The organism is Bradyrhizobium sp. sBnM-33 (assembly GCF_032917945.1).
In the GTDB taxonomy this organism is placed as follows: Bacteria; Pseudomonadota; Alphaproteobacteria; order Rhizobiales; family Xanthobacteraceae; genus Bradyrhizobium.
In genome coordinates this window covers 3,354,214-3,369,981 of sequence record NZ_CP136624.1, presented here as the reverse complement: position 1 = coordinate 3,369,981, position 15,768 = coordinate 3,354,214, and the positions used below count along the sequence as shown (strand labels likewise).

The window sequence follows — 15,768 nt, the reverse complement described above, 5'->3', positions numbered from 1 at the left end:
ACAGCGCATTTTTTGTTGACTGCGCAGAACGATCAGACACTAGGCCCGACGCACGGAGCCCGTCTTGGACTCGGACGCGGCCGTCTAGGACGTAAACGCGCGAGTTCAGCGAGGAGATGCCGGTCGCCATGGGAGGCCGGCATCTCTTCCAGCGTACTTAATTCGTCGCTTCAACGACGAGCTTCGTGTCGGTGAACTGCTCGAAGCGAACGACCTGGCCGTCCTCCATGTCCCAGACATGGACCACGCGGGCCTTCATCGTCCTTCCCGTCCTCTTGAACCGTCCCGTATAAGTGCCCATGCCGACGATGATCGAACCGGCGTCGGCAAGCCTCTCGAGCGAGAACGAGTAGTCGTCCCACTCTTCGCCGATCCGCTTGAACACTCCGGCGATGATCGCCTCCGGGCCGACATAGGTGCCCGCGTACGGGAAACCGGCCATCTCCGTCCACACGGTCTGCCCAGTGATCGGGGCCATCATGCCGTCCACGTCCTTGCGATCCGAGGCAGCATAATGCGCCTTGATCGCCTCGTAATTCTTGCTCATGTCGTTCGTCCCGATCAGACCGGCTGCTTGCCGGCGTCGTAGATGGTCCTGGATTTCATCTGGATGAATGCCCCGGCGGGTTTGTTTTCGACCGCGCCCTGGCTGGTCACGCCGAGAAACTTCCCTGTCGAACGCATGGCGTCGAGATTGTAGAAGAAGATCGACGCTACGGGGATGATGAACTCGCGGAAACCGAACACATACTGGTCGGTGTCGAATTTATAGGTCGTCGCCAGATCGACGTCGCCCTGGCCGCGCTGCACGCCGACCAGATTCTGCCACGCGTATCGCTCGGAACTCAGGTAGATATGCTCATAGAGGTGATTGGGACTGTATTCATAGTGTGAGGTAAGCCCAATCAAATCTCTGGTCGGTGCCGGCTCAACGCCGCCGGGCGTGTCGGCGGAGGTGCCGAGAATACCAGGTGTGTAAACTTGCGCTACACGTGGCTCGCCGGGGGCCTCGGCCGCATCGCGGACGCGCTCACGTACCGACAACACACGACGCGTCTTGACGTTGACGACAAAGGCCTCGTCCTCGCGCGGTCGCGCAGAAAACGTCATGTTGATGAAGAACACGTCAGGCGCGACCGAAAGCGCCTCGTACCAGTCTGCGCTCGCTTCGCTGCCTTCGCTCCACTCTACTTTATCGGGTGAAGCAAACAGCAGCCTGATATTGCGCCCGCTCTTCAGTACAATGTCGAAGACCTGCCCGGAGAGCGCATCTGTTACGGGTAATCGATTGGTCGCGATGCCGGCAGAAAAATCATCGAAATGCTTCCAATCGGCAGGTCGGTTTGCTTCTGCTTCCATTCCTCTTCCCTCTACTCAATCGACAAACGCCAGCGTCGGGAGGTCCACAACCGCGGCGCCGCCATCGACGGTCAAAATCGATCCGTTCATTGCCGAGGCTTCATCCGAAGCGACAAAGCAGATCACATTGGCAACCTCCTCGGGTGTCGCTGGACGGCCGAGCGGAACGTCCTTCGTGACCAGCCGATACGCTTCGTCGATCGACGAAAGACCATGCTTATCGACGACGACCTGCATCTGTTCGTCGGCCATGGCTGTCGCCACCCAACCCGGGCAGACGATATTGGTTCGCACACCCTGGCGACCGTAGTCCCGTGCAAGCGACTTGCCGAGCCCGATACAGGCGTGCTTCATCGTCACATATCCGGCCGCCTGGGGTCCTGCAAACAGGCCGGCGATCGACGCGACGATCACAATGGCCCCTCTCCGCTCGATCAGATCGGGAAGGCTCTCGCGGGCGCAAACGAACGCCGTATCCAGATTGAGCCGTGTCGCAAGCGCCCAATTCTGATCGCTCATGGAGATCGTTGGGCCGACGCCGTGCCCGCCGGCGTTGGCGATCAGAATGTCGACTGGACCGAATTGGCGATGGATCTGCTCGAGTGCCCCCCGCACGGCCTCACCGTCGGCGGCGTCGCCCTGCACCACAAAGCACCCAACGTCATCAGCGATGGCGCGAAGTGGCTCTAGACGGCGGCCCATGATCGCCACCTTGGCACCCTCGGATACGAGGCGGCGCGCAACAGCGGCGCCAATTCCGGTCCCACCCCCGGTGATAAGAGCGGTTTTTCCTGAGAATCTCATGTTCGCGATTTAGCTCCCCGTATCTGTGCACTCACGAAAGTTCGGGGCATCCGTGCGTCGGCGTTAGCGGTGATGTAAGCGTCGCGACGCCAATAGCTGCCATCACCAAGCCGCTTTAGTCCCCGGGGCTTGGATGGAGATCAGAAATACGCCGGTTCACCGGCTTCGTCTTGGACTCCGGCGCGATCACTGTGGGACCCAAACGCATGTCGGCGCCGCAGCAAGGCAGCCTCGGTCGAGCCGATCGTCTGGACCTGAATGGACTGCGCAGGGGCAATTTGCGGAAGCGACGAGAGCAGCTATTGAAAATCAGAGACGGAGTCTACATCGTCACCTGGCGGGAGATACTGATCGATCTCGCCGCGGCGTCTGAGGCGGCCTCCGGAGAATGCAAGCCGTGAGCGAGAGCGACCAGCGGGTAGCGGCCGCTCTCGTCCGACGAGGCTTCACGAAGTGGCGCGGATCATTGAGATCGGCGCACGTATCAGCCCCACTTCATTTCGCCTTTGGCGACCTTGGAGCCGATGTCGAGGGCGACGCCCATCCCGAGATTGGGAAACCGCGCTTCCATCGCAGCTTTCAGCGCCGCGCTGTCCTTGGCCTTGGCCAATTCCTCTTCGAATGCGACCAGATAGGCTTTGGTGTGTTGAACGCCTGAAAGATCGGTTGCCGCATCAGGCTTCATATGGCCGGCCACGACGACGGCCGGCTTGCGCGCGGCGATCTTGTCGAGGTTTGCGATCCAGGCAGCGCGTATATCCGCTGTCGGCGTGTCGGCGGTCCAGACGTGGACGCCTGAGAAGATCATGACGCCGCCGAAAACAGCTTTGAGTGATGGCACCCAAAGATAGCGACGGTTGGCCAGACCTTCCGCGGCGATGATTTCGACGGTCTCGCCGTCGACCGTCAGAGATGGACCGTCAAACGCCTCTGGCAGAACGACATCGGAGAGGGTCTGCGGGCCGTTCTCCTTGAGCTGCGGTCCCCATACGGCAAGCTTCTTCTCGACATTGCCCTTGATCGCTTCGAGCGTCGCCGCGGCGGCGATCACCTTCACACCCGGAAAGGCGTCGCGAACCGGTTTAAGGCTGAAGTAGTAGTCTGGATCCGACTGGCTGATGTAGATCGCAGTGAGCTTCTTGCCGGTCGCCTTGATCGCGTCGGCCAACGCGCGGCCATCTGGATAATTGAAGCCGCCGTCGATCAGAACGGCTTCGGTCGGGCCGGATAACAGCACCGGGGCGCGGAAGAATCCGTTGGGACCCGCCGGGAAATGCTTCCAGCTCAATTTGGATTCGGCGGCATGGCCGAACTCCGCTGAGGCAAGGACGGCTGTTGCGCTGGCCGCAAGGGTTGTCATCACGATATCTCTCCGAGTGTACATCTGGATCTCCATTGGGTCTTTGCGAAACGATTGAACGTTGCCGGCAGGCAAGTGAAGTATCCGGCGATCTCTACGTGAAAGCGGCGAAGCCTTGAGCACTGCCGATTGGCGGGATCAGGCGGCCTGCAGCTGTGAAACGAGAAGGTCGAAGCGGCCGAACAGGAGGTTGCCGCGCAGCAGACGACGTTCGGCACCGTCGCCCACGAGCAGTGCCGGAACGCCGGAAACGCCGAACCGCTGCATCTCGGACCGTGCGGCCTCGATCTGCCGGCGGTAGGCTAGCGTCAGTTCATCGTCCGGCGTTCGCACGCGTTCAGCCGCAGCGGGAACTCCGATCGACTGAAGGATGTCGCCGACCTCGGGCAGGCTGCCAATGTCGCGTCCATCCACATAGCGCGCATGCTGGATCGCCTTGAGTGCTTCGAACTCCCTAGTGGGTTCAGTGACGCGCACGGCGACCAGGCCGAGGGTTGCCGGTGCCGAGTCGAACATGCCGCCGGTCTTGCCCAGGACGTGGGTGCGGTAGATTTCGGAAAAGGGTTGGCCCGTGAGGCGCGCAATCCGTTCATCGTTCTGCCAGGCATAGGCCGCGAATTGCGCATCCATCGCGCGCGCCCCCTCGCCCGCGAACAGACCGGTCGGCACAAGCTCAAGCGCCACATCATCCCGCCGGGTGAGTTCTTCCAGCGCGGGGTGCGCGCCATAGCACCAGCCGCAAAGCGGATCGAATAGATAGGTCACGCGCATGTTCAATCCCGCCGTCGATTTCGTTGACGGCGGGATAGGCGAATTCTATTCGTCGATAAATAGCATGTAATGGTACATACTGTGTGCTAATAACTTACAATATGTTTCCGAAGGTGAGGTATGGAATCGATCAATCTCAACCGCCTGGCCTACTTTGCGGCTGTCGTGGACGCAGCTTCCTTTACCCGCGCAGCGGATCGGCTCGGCATCACGAAGACCGTGGTCAGCCAGCAAGTCGCCAAGCTCGAGCAGGAACTCAAAACCGGCCTGCTGGTTCGCACCACCAGGCGTGTTGAGCCTACGGAAGCCGGCCGCTTGCTTCACGCGCGATGCGTCATGATCTTGCGTGAAGCTGAAAACGCGTTCGCGGAACTAGCTCAGACGAATGCGGAGCCGATGGGACTTCTGCGGATCGCTGCTCCAAACGATTATGGCTCATGCACGCTTGCGCGGCTGGCAGCGGCGTTTTCGCGAAATCATCCGGCCTGTCGGGTCGACTTGATACTGGCCGACAGCAAGATCGACCTCGTTGCGAACCAGATCGACCTCTCGATCCGCGTCGGCTGGCTCGACGACTCGAACCTGCAGGCCAGGCGGATTGGGAGTTTTCGGCAATTGCTGGTGGCCGCACCGGGCATCGTCAAGAGAGGCGCCATAGTGCAGCCGAAAGACCTGGCATCCCTGCCATTCGTTACCAACGGCGCGCTCAAGGAGCCGCTGCAATGGCACTTTACCAAGAACGATTTTGACCGGCAGGCGGTTCGCATGAAGCAAACGCTGACCATCAATACAACTCCGGCAGTTCTCGCCGCGACCCTCGCCGGCGCGGGTCTCGCCGTGTTGCCCGATTTCCTGGTCACCGAAGACATCAGGGCCGGCCGGCTGATCCGCGTGCTGCCGCTATGGACGCTTCCGGCCGGCGGCATCCATGCCGTTTACCCGGCCGCGCGTTTCCGCCCGCCCAAGGTAACCGCATTCGTGGCGATGCTGATGGAGGAGCACAAGCGCACGGCGCTGACCAGGCTGGGAAGGTAGACGCTCGTGATCGTCTTGCGCGCTGGCGAGCTCGATCGAGAAGGTGCCGTCCGGCGAGCGCTGGATCGAGGAGATCAAATTCGCGGTTACCGCGTCCAGCTCCATATCCATAACTACACCATCAAACTACTCACTCGCCGCAGCAACCTCCCTTAGCCAGCGCGGCTCCAGAAATGTCTTATTCGCCACTGCAGCTGAAGAGCTGGGCTTATCTTGCGCACGAAGCTCTAGCGGTCGGTATTGGGGTGACCGGTGGTCCCATGCTTCTGGCAATGAAACCGACTAACTACCTCCTGAGGCCGCCGTTCGCTTTTGATCCCTCTGCAGATAATCCGTAGTGACGGCGGGTGAGTTTACCGAGCGTCCGCCCGCGGGCTCGCGTTTTCGATCCGGTACCGCAGCAGCATCGCACCGCCTTCGAGGGCTTGGCTGCCCTCCAGCACCATCCCGGTGACCGGTGCGCGCTGGTCGGCTTCGGCTTCCGTGGAATCGAAGACGCTCGGTGCCCCCTTGGCGCCGTCGACCACCGGACAAAGGATGAGGTGGAGTTCATCGACAAGTCCCGCTCGCAGAAACGCGCCATTGGTGCCGCCCCCTCCTTCCAGGAGGAGGCGCTTCACACCGAGTTCGCGATTGAGGACATCCAGCGTGAGGAGGAGGTCGAGCTCCGACTTTCCCGCGAAAATGTAGGATATGCCCTCGCTGCGCAGGCCCGCCAAATGCGAGTCCGCGACCGTCTCGCAAAGCACGACCACGATCGGATCGCCGCCGATGTCCGAACGGCCCCAGCAGATCTTGCCCTGACCGTCCAGCGCCACGCCGTACGCGTTTGCGTCGCGCCGAGCGAACCAGGGCTCACGGGGAAATCGCTCGCTCGCCGACGCCGCGTAGGGCTTGCCCTTGGCGAACTCCTGACCGGTGACGCGGCCGACCAGCCAGGCGTCGCCGGCAAGATCGTCATGCACGCGCTCGAAAAGTTTCCCGACTGTTCCCGTGGGCCGCCAGCGGCTGGGAAGCGTTCGGCCATCGACGCTCGCGGCCATCAGGCAGATGACATGCGGTTTCATGCAAATCCCTTCAAGCCGTCTGCCCGCCATCGACGATCATCGCGTGCCCTACGACGAAGGCGGCCGCCTCCGAGGACAGCCAGACGACAGTTGCGGCGATTTCCTCGGGCTTGCCCATCCTTCCGACAGGTTCCTGTGCGATCACTCTTGCTCGTCCCTCAGGCGTACCACCGCTGAAGCGATCCATCATCGGAGTCTCGATGATGCCGGGGCAAACGACATTGACGCGAATGTTCGACCCGGCGTAATCTAGCGCCGCCGCCTTCGAAAGGCCGACCACACCGAATTTGGCCGCGCAGTACGCCGCCTGGCCAAAGCCCTTGACCCCCGCACCCGAGGAAGTGTTGACGATCGAACCGCCCCCCTGCTTCATCATCAAGGGGATCTGGTATTTCATGCACAGGAATACACCGCGCAGGTCGACTTCGAGGATCCGGTCCCACTGTTCTTCCGTGATTTCGGCCAACGGCATGACGGGCTGTTCGATGCCGGCGTTGTTGAAGGCGTAGTCCAGCCGGCCGAACGCGTCGATGGTCTTGTCCAGCGCTGCCTTTACGTCCTGCCCACGCAAGACGTCGCGGGCGATGGCGATGGCCCTGCCGCCTGCCTCCTCGATCAAGCGGGCAGTTTCCTGGGCGTGCGCGTCCGATCGATCGACGACAGCGACGGCGGCGCCCTCGCACGCGAATGCCATTGCTGTAGCGCGACCGATGCCGGCTCCTGCCCCAGTCACAAAGGCGACTTTCCCCGCGAATTTGCCGTTCTCGTTCGACATTGGCGTCATCTCCGCAGTTGAAACAGGCCGCACTTCAGAACTCGCCTCACTTGGGCTTTGCGCCAAGCAGAAAGGGGGACGGGTCGCGAAGCGTGAACATCAGCGACAACAACGAGAGGAAATCGCTGACGGTCTCGTGCTGTCTCAGCGTGGCCTCAAGCGACTTGCCGTTCACTTTAGGCGGATTTTCATCGTCTCGCCTTGCGCAGCATCCGGCCTACCGCTCTTCCGCTGCCTGATCCAACGGCCGCCTCAAACCGAGGCCTCCCAAAGCTTTTCATTCGGCGTCTCAAAACTATTTGCGGTATTGCTCGTCGCTGACCTTTTCCATCCAGTCGACGTTCTTTCCGCCGATGGCTTCCTGGATCGCGATGTGCGTCATCCCGGTCGTAGGTGTGGCCCCGTGCCAATGCTTTAAGCCCGGCGGAAACCAAACGATATCGCCCGGTCGAACTTCCTCGATCAGTCCGCCCTCGCGCTGTACCCAGCCCAGACCGGAGGTAATCAGCAGGGTTTGCCCGAGCGGATGGGTGTGCCACGCCGTCCGGGCGCCGGGCTCGAAGGTGACATGTGCGCCGCTGACGCGAGCGGGCTCAGGCGGCTGAAATAGGGGATCGACGCGAACCGGTGAACCATTCCGCCGGTCCTTTGCGGGAGGGCTGTGAACCACTTCGCTTGATCTCCATCGTGCTGCTCCCTAGGTGCGAAGTTTGACCGGCGGCGGCCTGAATTCCTGCGAGTGAAGCAAGCGCGACACTAACGTCGACGAGCGCGCGCCTGCGCGATATCCGGTTCACGATCTTCATCGCGGTCGCTTCTCCATCACCTCTTTGAAAACGGGCAGCGCGGAGAAAGCGTTGGGCCAGCCGGAGTAGAAGGCGAGCTGAGTCACGACCTCGCCGGCCTGCTCCCGCGTCAAGCCGTTGTCCATCGCCCGGTTGAGGTGATAGGTGACCTGTGCCACCTGGCCGGTCGCGACGAGAGCGCTCACGGTCACGAGGCTGCGGTCGCGTGGTGCCAGACCGGGCCGGAGCCACAAATCGCGAAACAAGACGTCGGTCGTATACTGAACGAGCCCGGGGGCGACATCGCCGAACTGTTGACCAACCCGGGTTGCGCGCTGCGCTTCGGCGGCCTCGTCGAGCGGCAGTTGCGGCGCCGACGCGGCCGGAAGTTGATCCGCTCCGATGTTGCGGGCCTTGAAGACTTCCCTGGCAATTTGGACCGCCGATACGGCGTTAGCCCAGCCGGTGTAGAACGCAAGATGGGTGATGAGCTCTGAGAGCTCCGACGGTTTTACCCCGCTGTCGAGCGCAAGCCCGAGATAATGTGGGAGCTCTACTGTCTGGTTGCGCGCGATCAATGCAGCGGCCGTGACGATACTGCGGTCCCGCGGCGACAAACCCGGCCGCTTCCAGAGGTCGCCAGTGACGACGCGCTGGCCATACGATTCGAGCGCGGGCGCGACCGCCCGAAGGTCTTCCACCATCTGCGCCCCGGTTCCTTTCGTTGCTGCCGGCTGCGCCGCGACCCCCGTTGAGGCAACGAGGCACAAGCACGCCATGATCGTTGAAAACCGTTTCATCCAGTCCTCCTCAGTCCTTCAGGCGTCCGCCCCTCGGTCCGACCAACCTATGACTTCCCGAACACAACGATTAGATGATAAAAATTGGATGCAATTATTAGTTAGGCTCATCAATGGACCGGGACAATGCAAGCGACCTGCTTGTTTTCCTTGCGGTGGCCAGGGAGCGCAGCTTCACGCGCGCGGCCGCCAAGCTCGGCATGTCGCAATCCGCCGTCAGCCACATCATCCGTGCGCTCGAGGAAAGGGTCGGTATCAGGCTGCTCAATCGCACCACGCGCAGCGTGATGCCGACACAGGCCGGCGAGCGGCTGGTTCGGAAGATCGGCCCCAAATTCGAGGAAATGGATGGCGAACTGGCGGCCCTGAGTGAACTACGTGAGAAGCCGGCGGGTGCGATCCGAGTAACCGCGACCGAATACGCTGTTCACACGATACTGATGCCAGCCCTGGCTAGGATTCTTCCTAACCATCCCGACATCAAGGTAGAGATATTCATCGACTACGGCCTGACCAACATTGTCGCAGCCCAGTATGATGCGGGTATTCGGCCAGGCGAGTTGGTGGCCAAGGACATGATCGCAATGCGGGTGGGTCCGGATCTCAGAATGGCCGTGGTGGGCTCGCCCTCGTACTTCGCGGACCGGAAGAAGCCGCGCACCCCTCAAGAACTTACAGGGCACAATTGCATCAATCTTCGGCTTCCCACGCACGGCGGCAGCTTGTACGCTTGGGAATTCGAAAAGAACGGACGCGAACTGAACGTTCGCGTGGAAGGGCAACTCGTCTTCAACGGCGCCGGCGCGCTGCTTGACGGGGCCCTGCAAGGCTTTGGCCTAGTTTATCTGACGGAAGGTCACGTGGAGCCGTACCTTTCGAGCGGACGGCTTGTCAGAGTCCTGTCCGATTGGTGTCCGCCCTTTTCGGGATATCACCTGTACTATCCGAGCCGCCGGCAACCATCTCCGGCATTTTCCTTGCTAGTTGATGCGCTTCGATATCGAAGATAGGCGCGCCTCGTCCGAGAAGACGGTCGTCGGTGTTTGCGACATGCCGACCTAATTGGAATTGTGCGCAGCACAGCAACGCAAATGGCATCTCGAGAAGGCGCCCCAGGCTGCCGGCCGGCAGATCGTGTCGTTTTCGGAAGCATTTTTGTGGCCACTACGTCTTGCAACGGCTGTCGTCGCGCCTTCTGATCATTGCAATGCATCGCGCATCGCCGGGGCTCCGCTCCGCGCGCATCCGAGGCTCCTGCACTCGATTCGAACCGTCCACAGCGTTGTCAGGGCCTTGACCGGACTGTCGCGACGGCAGCTATCACTTTGGGGCTGCCTGGTTGGTCATGGCGCTGATTTAGCGCGCATCGGCGGCCACTAGCCAGTATAATCGGCATAGACTTATATGAGGATTAGATAAATGCCGAGCGGGAAGCTGGACGACCTGCTGGCCTTCGTGGCGGTTGCGCGGGAGCGCAGTTTCACAGGCGCGGCGGCCAAGCTCGGGGTGTCGCAGTCGGCGCTGAGCTACACCATCCGCGAACTCGAGGCGCGTCTGGGTGTGCGGCTGCTGACGCGCACCACGCGAAGCGTCGCGCCGACCGAAGCTGGCCAACGCCTGCTTCGGACCGCAGCACCTCGGCTCGAGGAGATAGAGTCCGAGCTTGCGGCGATCCGAGAGCTCCGGGAGAAGCCGGCAGGCACGATCCGGATCACAGCGACAGAATATGCCGCGGACGCGATCCTGCTGCCGAAACTGGCAAAGCTCCTGCCGGACTATCCCGACATCAAAGTCGAGATCATCATCGACTATGGGCTGACAGATATCGTCGCTCAAGGCCTTGACGCCGGCGTGAGAAGCGGTGAGCAGGTCGAAAAGGACATGATCGCCGTGCGGATTGCGCCGGATATGCGTATGGCTGTGGTCGGCGCTCCATCGTACTTTAGAAGCCGGCAAGCACCCAAGCGACCGCAGGATTTGATCGGCCACAACTGCATCAACTTGCGTCTGCCCACCCATGGCGGGCTGTATGCCTGGGAATTTGAGAAGGGCGGCCGTGAACTGAAGGTGCGCGTCGATGGTCAGCTGACCTACAACACGACCGCCCAGATATTGAATGCCGCCCTGGCCGGAATGGGCTTGGCGTATGTGCCCGAGGGTTGGGCACAACCCTATATTACCAAGGGCCGCCTCAAACGGGTGCTTGAGGAATGGTGCCTTCCGTATTCGGGCTACCATCTTTTTTACCCGAGCCGCCGACAACAGTCGGCAGCATTTAGCCTAGTGGTGGATGCACTGCGCCACGGCTAGCCGCTGCTCGGCTGATTGATCAAATAGACTCATAAGCTCATGCGGACCTGGCCATCTAATTCGGGACTGGAGCTTGAGTTAGACGTTGTTCCTCATTCCACGTCTTGTCCTGCGCACAGGTCCGCAACGTCGCGACCTCACGGGACAACCTGAGGAGCAGCTTTATGGAAGTAACCATCAACGGCAAGACTCATCAGGTCAAGATGGAGGCCGATACGCCTCTGTTGTGGGTGATCCGCGATGAACTCGGCATGACCGGCACGAAGTATGGTTGCGGCATTGCCCAGTGCGGCGCCTGCACCGTGCTGATTGATGGTCAGGCCACCCGGTCGTGCGTCACGCCCGTCGGCAGCGTCGCAGGGCAATCCATCACCACGATCGAGGCCATCGCCGACGATGCGGTCGGCCGCCGGGTGGTCGACGCGTGGGTAGCCATCCAGGTGCCGCAGTGCGGCTATTGCCAGTCCGGCCAGGTGATGGCCGCGACCGCTCTCATCAAGCAGAACCCGAAGCCCAACGACCAGGACATCGCGGCCGCAATGGTCAATCTATGCCGCTGCGGCACCTACAACGCCATCGCCGCCGCGGTCCGGCAAGTCGCACAGGGTTAAAAGGGCCGTCATGAACAGCATGAACCACGATTTCGGCCCCGCCAGCGATCTGATTGAACAACGGCCGGTGAACCTTTCGCGGCGCGACTTTCTCGGCGCCTCGGTCGGCGCGATGGTGCTTGGCGTGACGCTGCCCCGCACCAAGGCGCTGGCGCAGAACGCCGCCGCTGGGGCGCAAGGCGCTCCGCGGGTGGCCGCCTTCCTGGAAATCCGCGCCGACAGCAGCGTATTGTTGCGCAGCCCCTTCGTCGAGGGTGGCCAGGGGATCTCTACCGGCTTTGCCCAAATCGTCGGCGAGGAGCTTGATGCCGATCCGGCCAGCTTCACCGTGGAATGCGCGCCGCCCGGCGCCGATTATCTGGTTTTGAATGGCAACCGCTTCACGGGCGGAAGCCGCTCGATGCGGTCGAGCTACGAGTTGATGCGCCGTGTCGGCGCCTCGGCGCGGCAGATGCTGCTGCAGGCTGCGGCCGCGCGCCTTCGTGTGCCGCTCGCGAGCCTCTCGACCGAACCCGGACGCGTACGCCACGCCGCTTCGAACCGTACGATCGAATATGGCGCACTGGCGAGCGACGCCGCCGGATTGCCGGTGCCGGAAAACGTGACGCTCCGGGCGGACAAGGATTTCCGCTGGATTGGCAAACCGGTCGCTCGCCTTGACGTGCGCGACAAATCCACAGGCAAAGCGATCTACGGCATTGACTTGAAGATCGACGGGATGCTGCAGGCAGCGGTCCAGCACGCGCCGCGCCTCGGCCTCGAACCCGCAGCTTTCGCCAACGAGGCGGAGGTAGCGGCGATGCCCGGAGTGCATTCCATTCACCGTCTGCCTGGTGCGGTAGCTGTGCTTGGCGAGCGCTGGTGGCATGCCCGGCGTGCGGTGGAGACACTGCAAGTCACCTGGAAAGAACCGACGTCGAGCAACCAGCGGTCGATGCCCGCGGACTTCTCTTCCGCGGGACGGAAGGCCCTGCTCGCGGCGACTCCAGGGCCTGGGATTCCTGCAGAAACCGCAGGTGATGCTTCGGCGGCTCTTAGTAACGCCGCGCAGGTGATCACCGCCAGCTACGATGCGCCCTATCTGGCGCATGGCCAATTGGAGCCACCCTCGGCGCTCGCCCGCTGGAACCAGGATGGCACGCTCGATCTTTGGACGCCGAATCAGGCGCCCGAGTTGTTCCAGACCGCTGTTGCGAAGGTAGCCGGCATTCCACCCGAAAAGGTGAAGATTCATTCGCCGATCCTGGGTGGCTTCTTCGGCCGCCATTTCCTGTACGGAACGGACGCACACCCGTTCCCTCAAGCTATTCTCCTGTCGAAGGCAGTCGGACGACCGGTCAAGATCGTCTGGAGCCGCGAGGAGGAGTTTTTGCGGGATGCACTGCGGCCAATGGGCTTCGTGCGCTTCCGAGGCGGCCTCGATGCGAAGGGCTTGCCGTTGGCGTTTGAGGCGGAGACCATCGGCGAAGGGCCGGCCGGCCGCTGGTTTGGTCGCAAGCCTGACACCGCGGACCGTTCGTCGGTCGAGGGCATCGCAAACAAGCCGTATGCCATCCCCCATCGCCGGGTTGCCCATGTTCCGGTCGACGACCCGAACGTCATCGGTTTCTGGCGCTCGGTCGGCCACTCCATGAACGACTTCTTCTACGAGACCTTCTTCGACGAGCTTGCCGACGCAGGCCAGCAGGACCCCTATGAACTCCGGCTTCGCCTGCTGGCGGACAAGCCGCGCCACAAGCGGCTTCTTGAAGTCGTTGGTGATCTCTCGGGCGGCTGGAAGCGCGGCCCTTTCACGGCAAGCGATGGCAGCAAACGCGCGCGCGGCGTCGCCATGGCTTCGCCCTTCGGCAGCGAGGTCGCGACCATCGCGGAGGTTTCGCTCAAGAGCGGCGCAGTCACGGTCCATGATGTCTGGGTGGCCATCGATCCCGGCCGCATCGTCAACCCCGCCATAATTGAAGCACAGGTCAATTCCGCCGTCGCGCTCGGCCTTTCGTCGGCGCTGTTGGAAGAGGTGGTATATGCCAACGGTGCGCCCCAGGCGCGCAACTTCGATGGCTATTCCATTCTTCCACCTGATCGCATGCCGCGCGTTCATGTCCGCATCGTAGAGAGTGGTGCTCCCATGGGCGGCATCGGCGAGCCCGGCTTGCCCGGTGTGCCGCCGGCCGTGGTCAATGCCATCGCTGCTCTGACCGGTCAGCGAATTCGGAGCCTGCCTCTATCGAAGTTCAAGTTCGGAGACGTGGGGTAATCGGGACCAGGTCCGGCTACGGAGCCATCTCCTGGTCAGGCGACCAAAAAGCGCTGCGGCGCGCAGGCTGACGAGCAGAGACATAAATGCGAGGCTACCTGGACGACCTGAGAGCCTTCAAGGCGGTAGGCCGTGAACGCAGTTTCACAAAAGCCGCGGCGAAGCTCGGCGTATCCCAGTCCGCGCTTAGCCACACGATTCGTGAATTTGAAGGTCGCCTGGGCGTCCGGCTGCTGACCCGCAACACCAGAGGCGTTAATCCCACCGAGGCCGGGGAGCGCCTGCTTCGAACTGCTGCACCCCGGCTCGACGAGATCGAAGCGGAGCTTGCCGCCTTGTTTGACGAGACGCCCGCCGCGACTATTCGGATCACGGCCGGAGACCATCCGGTTCGATCGATCCTCTGGCCAAAGCTGGCCAAGCTTCTGAGGAGCTATCCGGACATTAAGGTCGAAATCAACCTGGATAATAGCAACGTGGACATCGTCGACCAGCGTTACGACGCGGGAGTGCGTCTCGGCGAGCAGGTCGCCAAGGATATGATTGCGGTGCGTATCGGGCCCGAGGTCCGCTTTGCGGCAGTCGGCTCGCCTTCATACTTCGCGGACCGGCCTCTCCCGGTCACCCCGAGCGATTTGATCAATCACAAATGCATCAATCTGCGTCTTCCCACATACGGCGGACTATACGCTTGGGAGTTCCAAAAAGATGGCCATGAAGTGAAAGTGCGCGCGGAAGGCCAACTCATTTTCAACGGCATCTTCGAAGTGCTTGAGGCCGCGGTAGCCGGCTTTGGCGTTGCCTACGTGCCTGATGACTTGGCGTTACCCCACATCGCAAAATGCGATCTCATGAAAGTTCTCGACGATTGGTGCGCCCCTTGGCCCGGATACCATCTCTATTACCCGATCAGCCGCCAATCCTCGGCGGCATTTGACGTCGTTGTCGACGCACTCCGCCACCGGGAATAGCACGGTAGCTTTTCAAAGCTGCCTTGCCCGTGCCGGAGCTAGACTAGGTCGGACGCGATGCCCCCTCAGGACGCCGCGCGTTGCAGTCGCCCCATCATCGGTCGCGAAATGTCCCTCGGTGCCCTGATCCAGCGATGCAACGTAACCAAGGTCGTCGAAACGGCGGCCGCCGCGGCCGTGCCGAACATGAAGCCCGGCTCGACAATCGACATGATGCAGACCAACCACGGGGTCAGTTCTCCCCGGTCATCCAGGCCCTTCAGCGCCGCCAGGATCGGCCGGCGAGAACGTCTCATCTAACCCGTTCAATCCGGACAGTGACCGGACCGGGCCGATCAAAAATCGAAACGTCGCCCGTCACTCGGCCGAGTGAGATAATCCCGGGTTGAGGGACGCGACCGTCGCGATAGTAAATGACAAAGTGATCGGAGCTCCAGAGTCCCAATGTACCGGTCGCGAAATCGAACTGCCGCTCGACCGCAGGCAAGGGCGAAGGCAGATTGCCGGTCTTTTCCTGACGGAGGTGGTCGCGCATTTCGATCGAGAGCGGCAACATCTGGACCAGCGTTCGGGTGGCGTTGTTGTCGACCAGTTCTGCAGTGACCTTGCCCCATTCAGACGAAATCAGAATGCGCTCTTGTGCCATTGCAGGCCCTATCAATCCGAATGTAATGACGAAAGCTCTGAAGAGTAAATTCAGCATTTTGCAGGCTCCTACACTGGCTGGTACGACCATCATGGGCCGCCCTCGAACATTTAGTTGCCGGCTACCATGTGGTTCATATTCACCTTCAAGGCGCATGTTTCGGCCTTTGCTCCAGATCGATACCTTCTGCGGACGTCGCGCGGAACGTCCGGAAAAAGTA

Annotated in this window: 16 protein-coding genes and 1 pseudogene; 6 read left to right on the top strand and 11 right to left on the bottom strand. The window is 61.6% G+C overall.

The genetic code is table 11. The annotated features are described in order from the left end of the window. Positions 1-157 precede the first annotated feature (157 nt). The 5 genes from RX328_RS15610 to RX328_RS15590 all read right to left on the bottom strand — a co-directional run bounded on the left by RX328_RS15610 (position 158) and on the right by RX328_RS15590 (position 4,294). Positions 158-547, bottom strand: coding sequence for a nuclear transport factor 2 family protein (locus RX328_RS15610; RefSeq protein ID WP_213251567.1), 390 nt, complete (start codon positions 545-547; stop codon positions 158-160). Between the two features lie 14 nt (positions 548-561). Further along, entirely contained in the window at positions 562-1,359 is a 798-nt protein-coding gene (locus tag RX328_RS15605) for a MoaF C-terminal domain-containing protein (protein WP_213251568.1), read from the bottom strand. Positions 1,360-1,374: 15 nt separating this feature from the next. Beyond that, positions 1,375-2,163, bottom strand: coding sequence for an SDR family NAD(P)-dependent oxidoreductase (locus tag RX328_RS15600; protein ID WP_213251569.1), 789 nt, complete (start codon positions 2,161-2,163; stop codon positions 1,375-1,377). A gap of 484 nt (positions 2,164-2,647) precedes the next feature. Continuing rightward, on the bottom strand, positions 2,648-3,547 hold the full coding sequence (locus RX328_RS15595) for an MBL fold metallo-hydrolase (RefSeq protein WP_213251570.1): 900 nt from the start codon (positions 3,545-3,547) through the stop codon (positions 2,648-2,650). A 114-nt stretch (positions 3,548-3,661) separates the two neighbouring features. Then, complete coding sequence (locus RX328_RS15590; RefSeq protein ID WP_213251571.1) at positions 3,662-4,294, bottom strand: DsbA family protein; 633 nt, start codon at positions 4,292-4,294, stop codon at positions 3,662-3,664. A gap of 120 nt (positions 4,295-4,414) precedes the next feature. Between RX328_RS15590 and RX328_RS15585 the strand changes: the two genes are divergently transcribed. Then, on the top strand, positions 4,415-5,329 hold the full coding sequence (locus RX328_RS15585; RefSeq protein ID WP_213251572.1) for a LysR family transcriptional regulator: 915 nt from the start codon (positions 4,415-4,417) through the stop codon (positions 5,327-5,329). 353 nt (positions 5,330-5,682) lie between these two features. Here the strand turns inward: RX328_RS15585 and RX328_RS15580 are convergent, their stop codons facing one another. From RX328_RS15580 to RX328_RS15565, 4 genes and pseudogenes are all read right to left on the bottom strand, one after another. Continuing rightward, a complete protein-coding gene (locus RX328_RS15580) occupies positions 5,683-6,396 on the bottom strand; it encodes a dihydrofolate reductase family protein (RefSeq protein WP_213251573.1) in 714 nt (237 codons plus the stop codon). A gap of 10 nt (positions 6,397-6,406) precedes the next feature. Further along, complete coding sequence (locus RX328_RS15575; RefSeq protein ID WP_213251591.1) at positions 6,407-7,180, bottom strand: glucose 1-dehydrogenase; 774 nt, start codon at positions 7,178-7,180, stop codon at positions 6,407-6,409. A 286-nt stretch (positions 7,181-7,466) separates the two neighbouring features. After that, positions 7,467-7,857: pseudogene (locus tag RX328_RS15570) on the bottom strand (cupin domain-containing protein). Between the two features lie 116 nt (positions 7,858-7,973). After that, positions 7,974-8,756 carry a carboxymuconolactone decarboxylase family protein gene (locus RX328_RS15565; RefSeq protein WP_213251574.1) on the bottom strand — a complete coding sequence of 261 codons (783 nt, stop codon included), beginning with the start codon at positions 8,754-8,756 and terminating at the stop codon, positions 7,974-7,976. Positions 8,757-8,869: 113 nt separating this feature from the next. Here RX328_RS15565 and RX328_RS15560 point away from each other — a divergent pair, with 113 nt between their 5' ends. From RX328_RS15560 to RX328_RS15540, 5 genes are all read left to right on the top strand, one after another. After that, the gene (locus RX328_RS15560; RefSeq protein ID WP_213251575.1) at positions 8,870-9,766 is read left to right on the top strand and encodes a LysR family transcriptional regulator; all 897 of its coding nucleotides are present in this window, start codon (positions 8,870-8,872) and stop codon (positions 9,764-9,766) included. 409 nt (positions 9,767-10,175) lie between these two features. After that, entirely contained in the window at positions 10,176-11,066 is an 891-nt protein-coding gene (locus tag RX328_RS15555; protein ID WP_213251576.1) for a LysR family transcriptional regulator, read from the top strand. Positions 11,067-11,230: 164 nt separating this feature from the next. Beyond that, the gene (locus tag RX328_RS15550) at positions 11,231-11,677 is read left to right on the top strand and encodes a (2Fe-2S)-binding protein (RefSeq protein WP_213251577.1); all 447 of its coding nucleotides are present in this window, start codon (positions 11,231-11,233) and stop codon (positions 11,675-11,677) included. A gap of 10 nt (positions 11,678-11,687) precedes the next feature. Next, positions 11,688-13,931: a xanthine dehydrogenase family protein molybdopterin-binding subunit gene (locus tag RX328_RS15545; protein ID WP_213251578.1), complete on the top strand. Its 2,244-nt coding sequence runs from the start codon at positions 11,688-11,690 to the stop codon at positions 13,929-13,931. A gap of 86 nt (positions 13,932-14,017) precedes the next feature. Beyond that, a complete protein-coding gene (locus RX328_RS15540; protein WP_213251579.1) occupies positions 14,018-14,902 on the top strand; it encodes a LysR family transcriptional regulator in 885 nt (294 codons plus the stop codon). Between the two features lie 65 nt (positions 14,903-14,967). Here RX328_RS15540 and RX328_RS15535 read toward each other — a convergent pair whose 3' ends face one another. Then, positions 14,968-15,198 (bottom strand): hypothetical protein, encoded by a 231-nt coding sequence (locus RX328_RS15535; RefSeq protein ID WP_213251580.1) that lies wholly within the window; start codon positions 15,196-15,198, stop codon positions 14,968-14,970. Continuing rightward, on the bottom strand, positions 15,195-15,641 hold the full coding sequence (locus RX328_RS15530) for a cyclophilin-like fold protein (protein ID WP_249726374.1): 447 nt from the start codon (positions 15,639-15,641) through the stop codon (positions 15,195-15,197). Before RX328_RS15530 ends, RX328_RS15535 begins: the two co-directional genes overlap by 4 nt. Positions 15,642-15,768: the final 127 nt, after the last annotated feature.

What these genes read in the sequence shown, in the direction of transcription:
- RX328_RS15610 (WP_213251567.1), bottom strand. Translation starts at nt 547, where the DNA reads ATGAGCAAGAATTACGAGGCGATCAAGGCGCATTATGCTGCCTCGGAT.
- RX328_RS15605 (WP_213251568.1), bottom strand. Translation starts at nt 1,359, where the DNA reads ATGGAAGCAGAAGCAAACCGACCTGCCGATTGGAAGCATTTCGATGAT.
- RX328_RS15600 (WP_213251569.1), bottom strand. Translation starts at nt 2,163, where the DNA reads ATGAGATTCTCAGGAAAAACCGCTCTTATCACCGGGGGTGGGACCGGA.
- RX328_RS15595 (WP_213251570.1), bottom strand. Translation starts at nt 3,547, where the DNA reads ATGTACACTCGGAGAGATATCGTGATGACAACCCTTGCGGCCAGCGCA.
- RX328_RS15590 (WP_213251571.1), bottom strand. Translation starts at nt 4,294, where the DNA reads ATGCGCGTGACCTATCTATTCGATCCGCTTTGCGGCTGGTGCTATGGC.
- RX328_RS15585 (WP_213251572.1), top strand. Translation starts at nt 4,415, where the DNA reads ATGGAATCGATCAATCTCAACCGCCTGGCCTACTTTGCGGCTGTCGTG.
- RX328_RS15580 (WP_213251573.1), bottom strand. Translation starts at nt 6,396, where the DNA reads ATGAAACCGCATGTCATCTGCCTGATGGCCGCGAGCGTCGATGGCCGA.
- RX328_RS15575 (WP_213251591.1), bottom strand. Translation starts at nt 7,180, where the DNA reads ATGACGCCAATGTCGAACGAGAACGGCAAATTCGCGGGGAAAGTCGCC.
- RX328_RS15565 (WP_213251574.1), bottom strand. Translation starts at nt 8,756, where the DNA reads ATGAAACGGTTTTCAACGATCATGGCGTGCTTGTGCCTCGTTGCCTCA.
- RX328_RS15560 (WP_213251575.1), top strand. Translation starts at nt 8,870, where the DNA reads ATGGACCGGGACAATGCAAGCGACCTGCTTGTTTTCCTTGCGGTGGCC.
- RX328_RS15555 (WP_213251576.1), top strand. Translation starts at nt 10,176, where the DNA reads ATGCCGAGCGGGAAGCTGGACGACCTGCTGGCCTTCGTGGCGGTTGCG.
- RX328_RS15550 (WP_213251577.1), top strand. Translation starts at nt 11,231, where the DNA reads ATGGAAGTAACCATCAACGGCAAGACTCATCAGGTCAAGATGGAGGCC.
- RX328_RS15545 (WP_213251578.1), top strand. Translation starts at nt 11,688, where the DNA reads ATGAACAGCATGAACCACGATTTCGGCCCCGCCAGCGATCTGATTGAA.
- RX328_RS15540 (WP_213251579.1), top strand. Translation starts at nt 14,018, where the DNA reads ATGCGAGGCTACCTGGACGACCTGAGAGCCTTCAAGGCGGTAGGCCGT.
- RX328_RS15535 (WP_213251580.1), bottom strand. Translation starts at nt 15,198, where the DNA reads ATGAGACGTTCTCGCCGGCCGATCCTGGCGGCGCTGAAGGGCCTGGAT.
- RX328_RS15530 (WP_249726374.1), bottom strand. Translation starts at nt 15,641, where the DNA reads ATGATGGTCGTACCAGCCAGTGTAGGAGCCTGCAAAATGCTGAATTTA.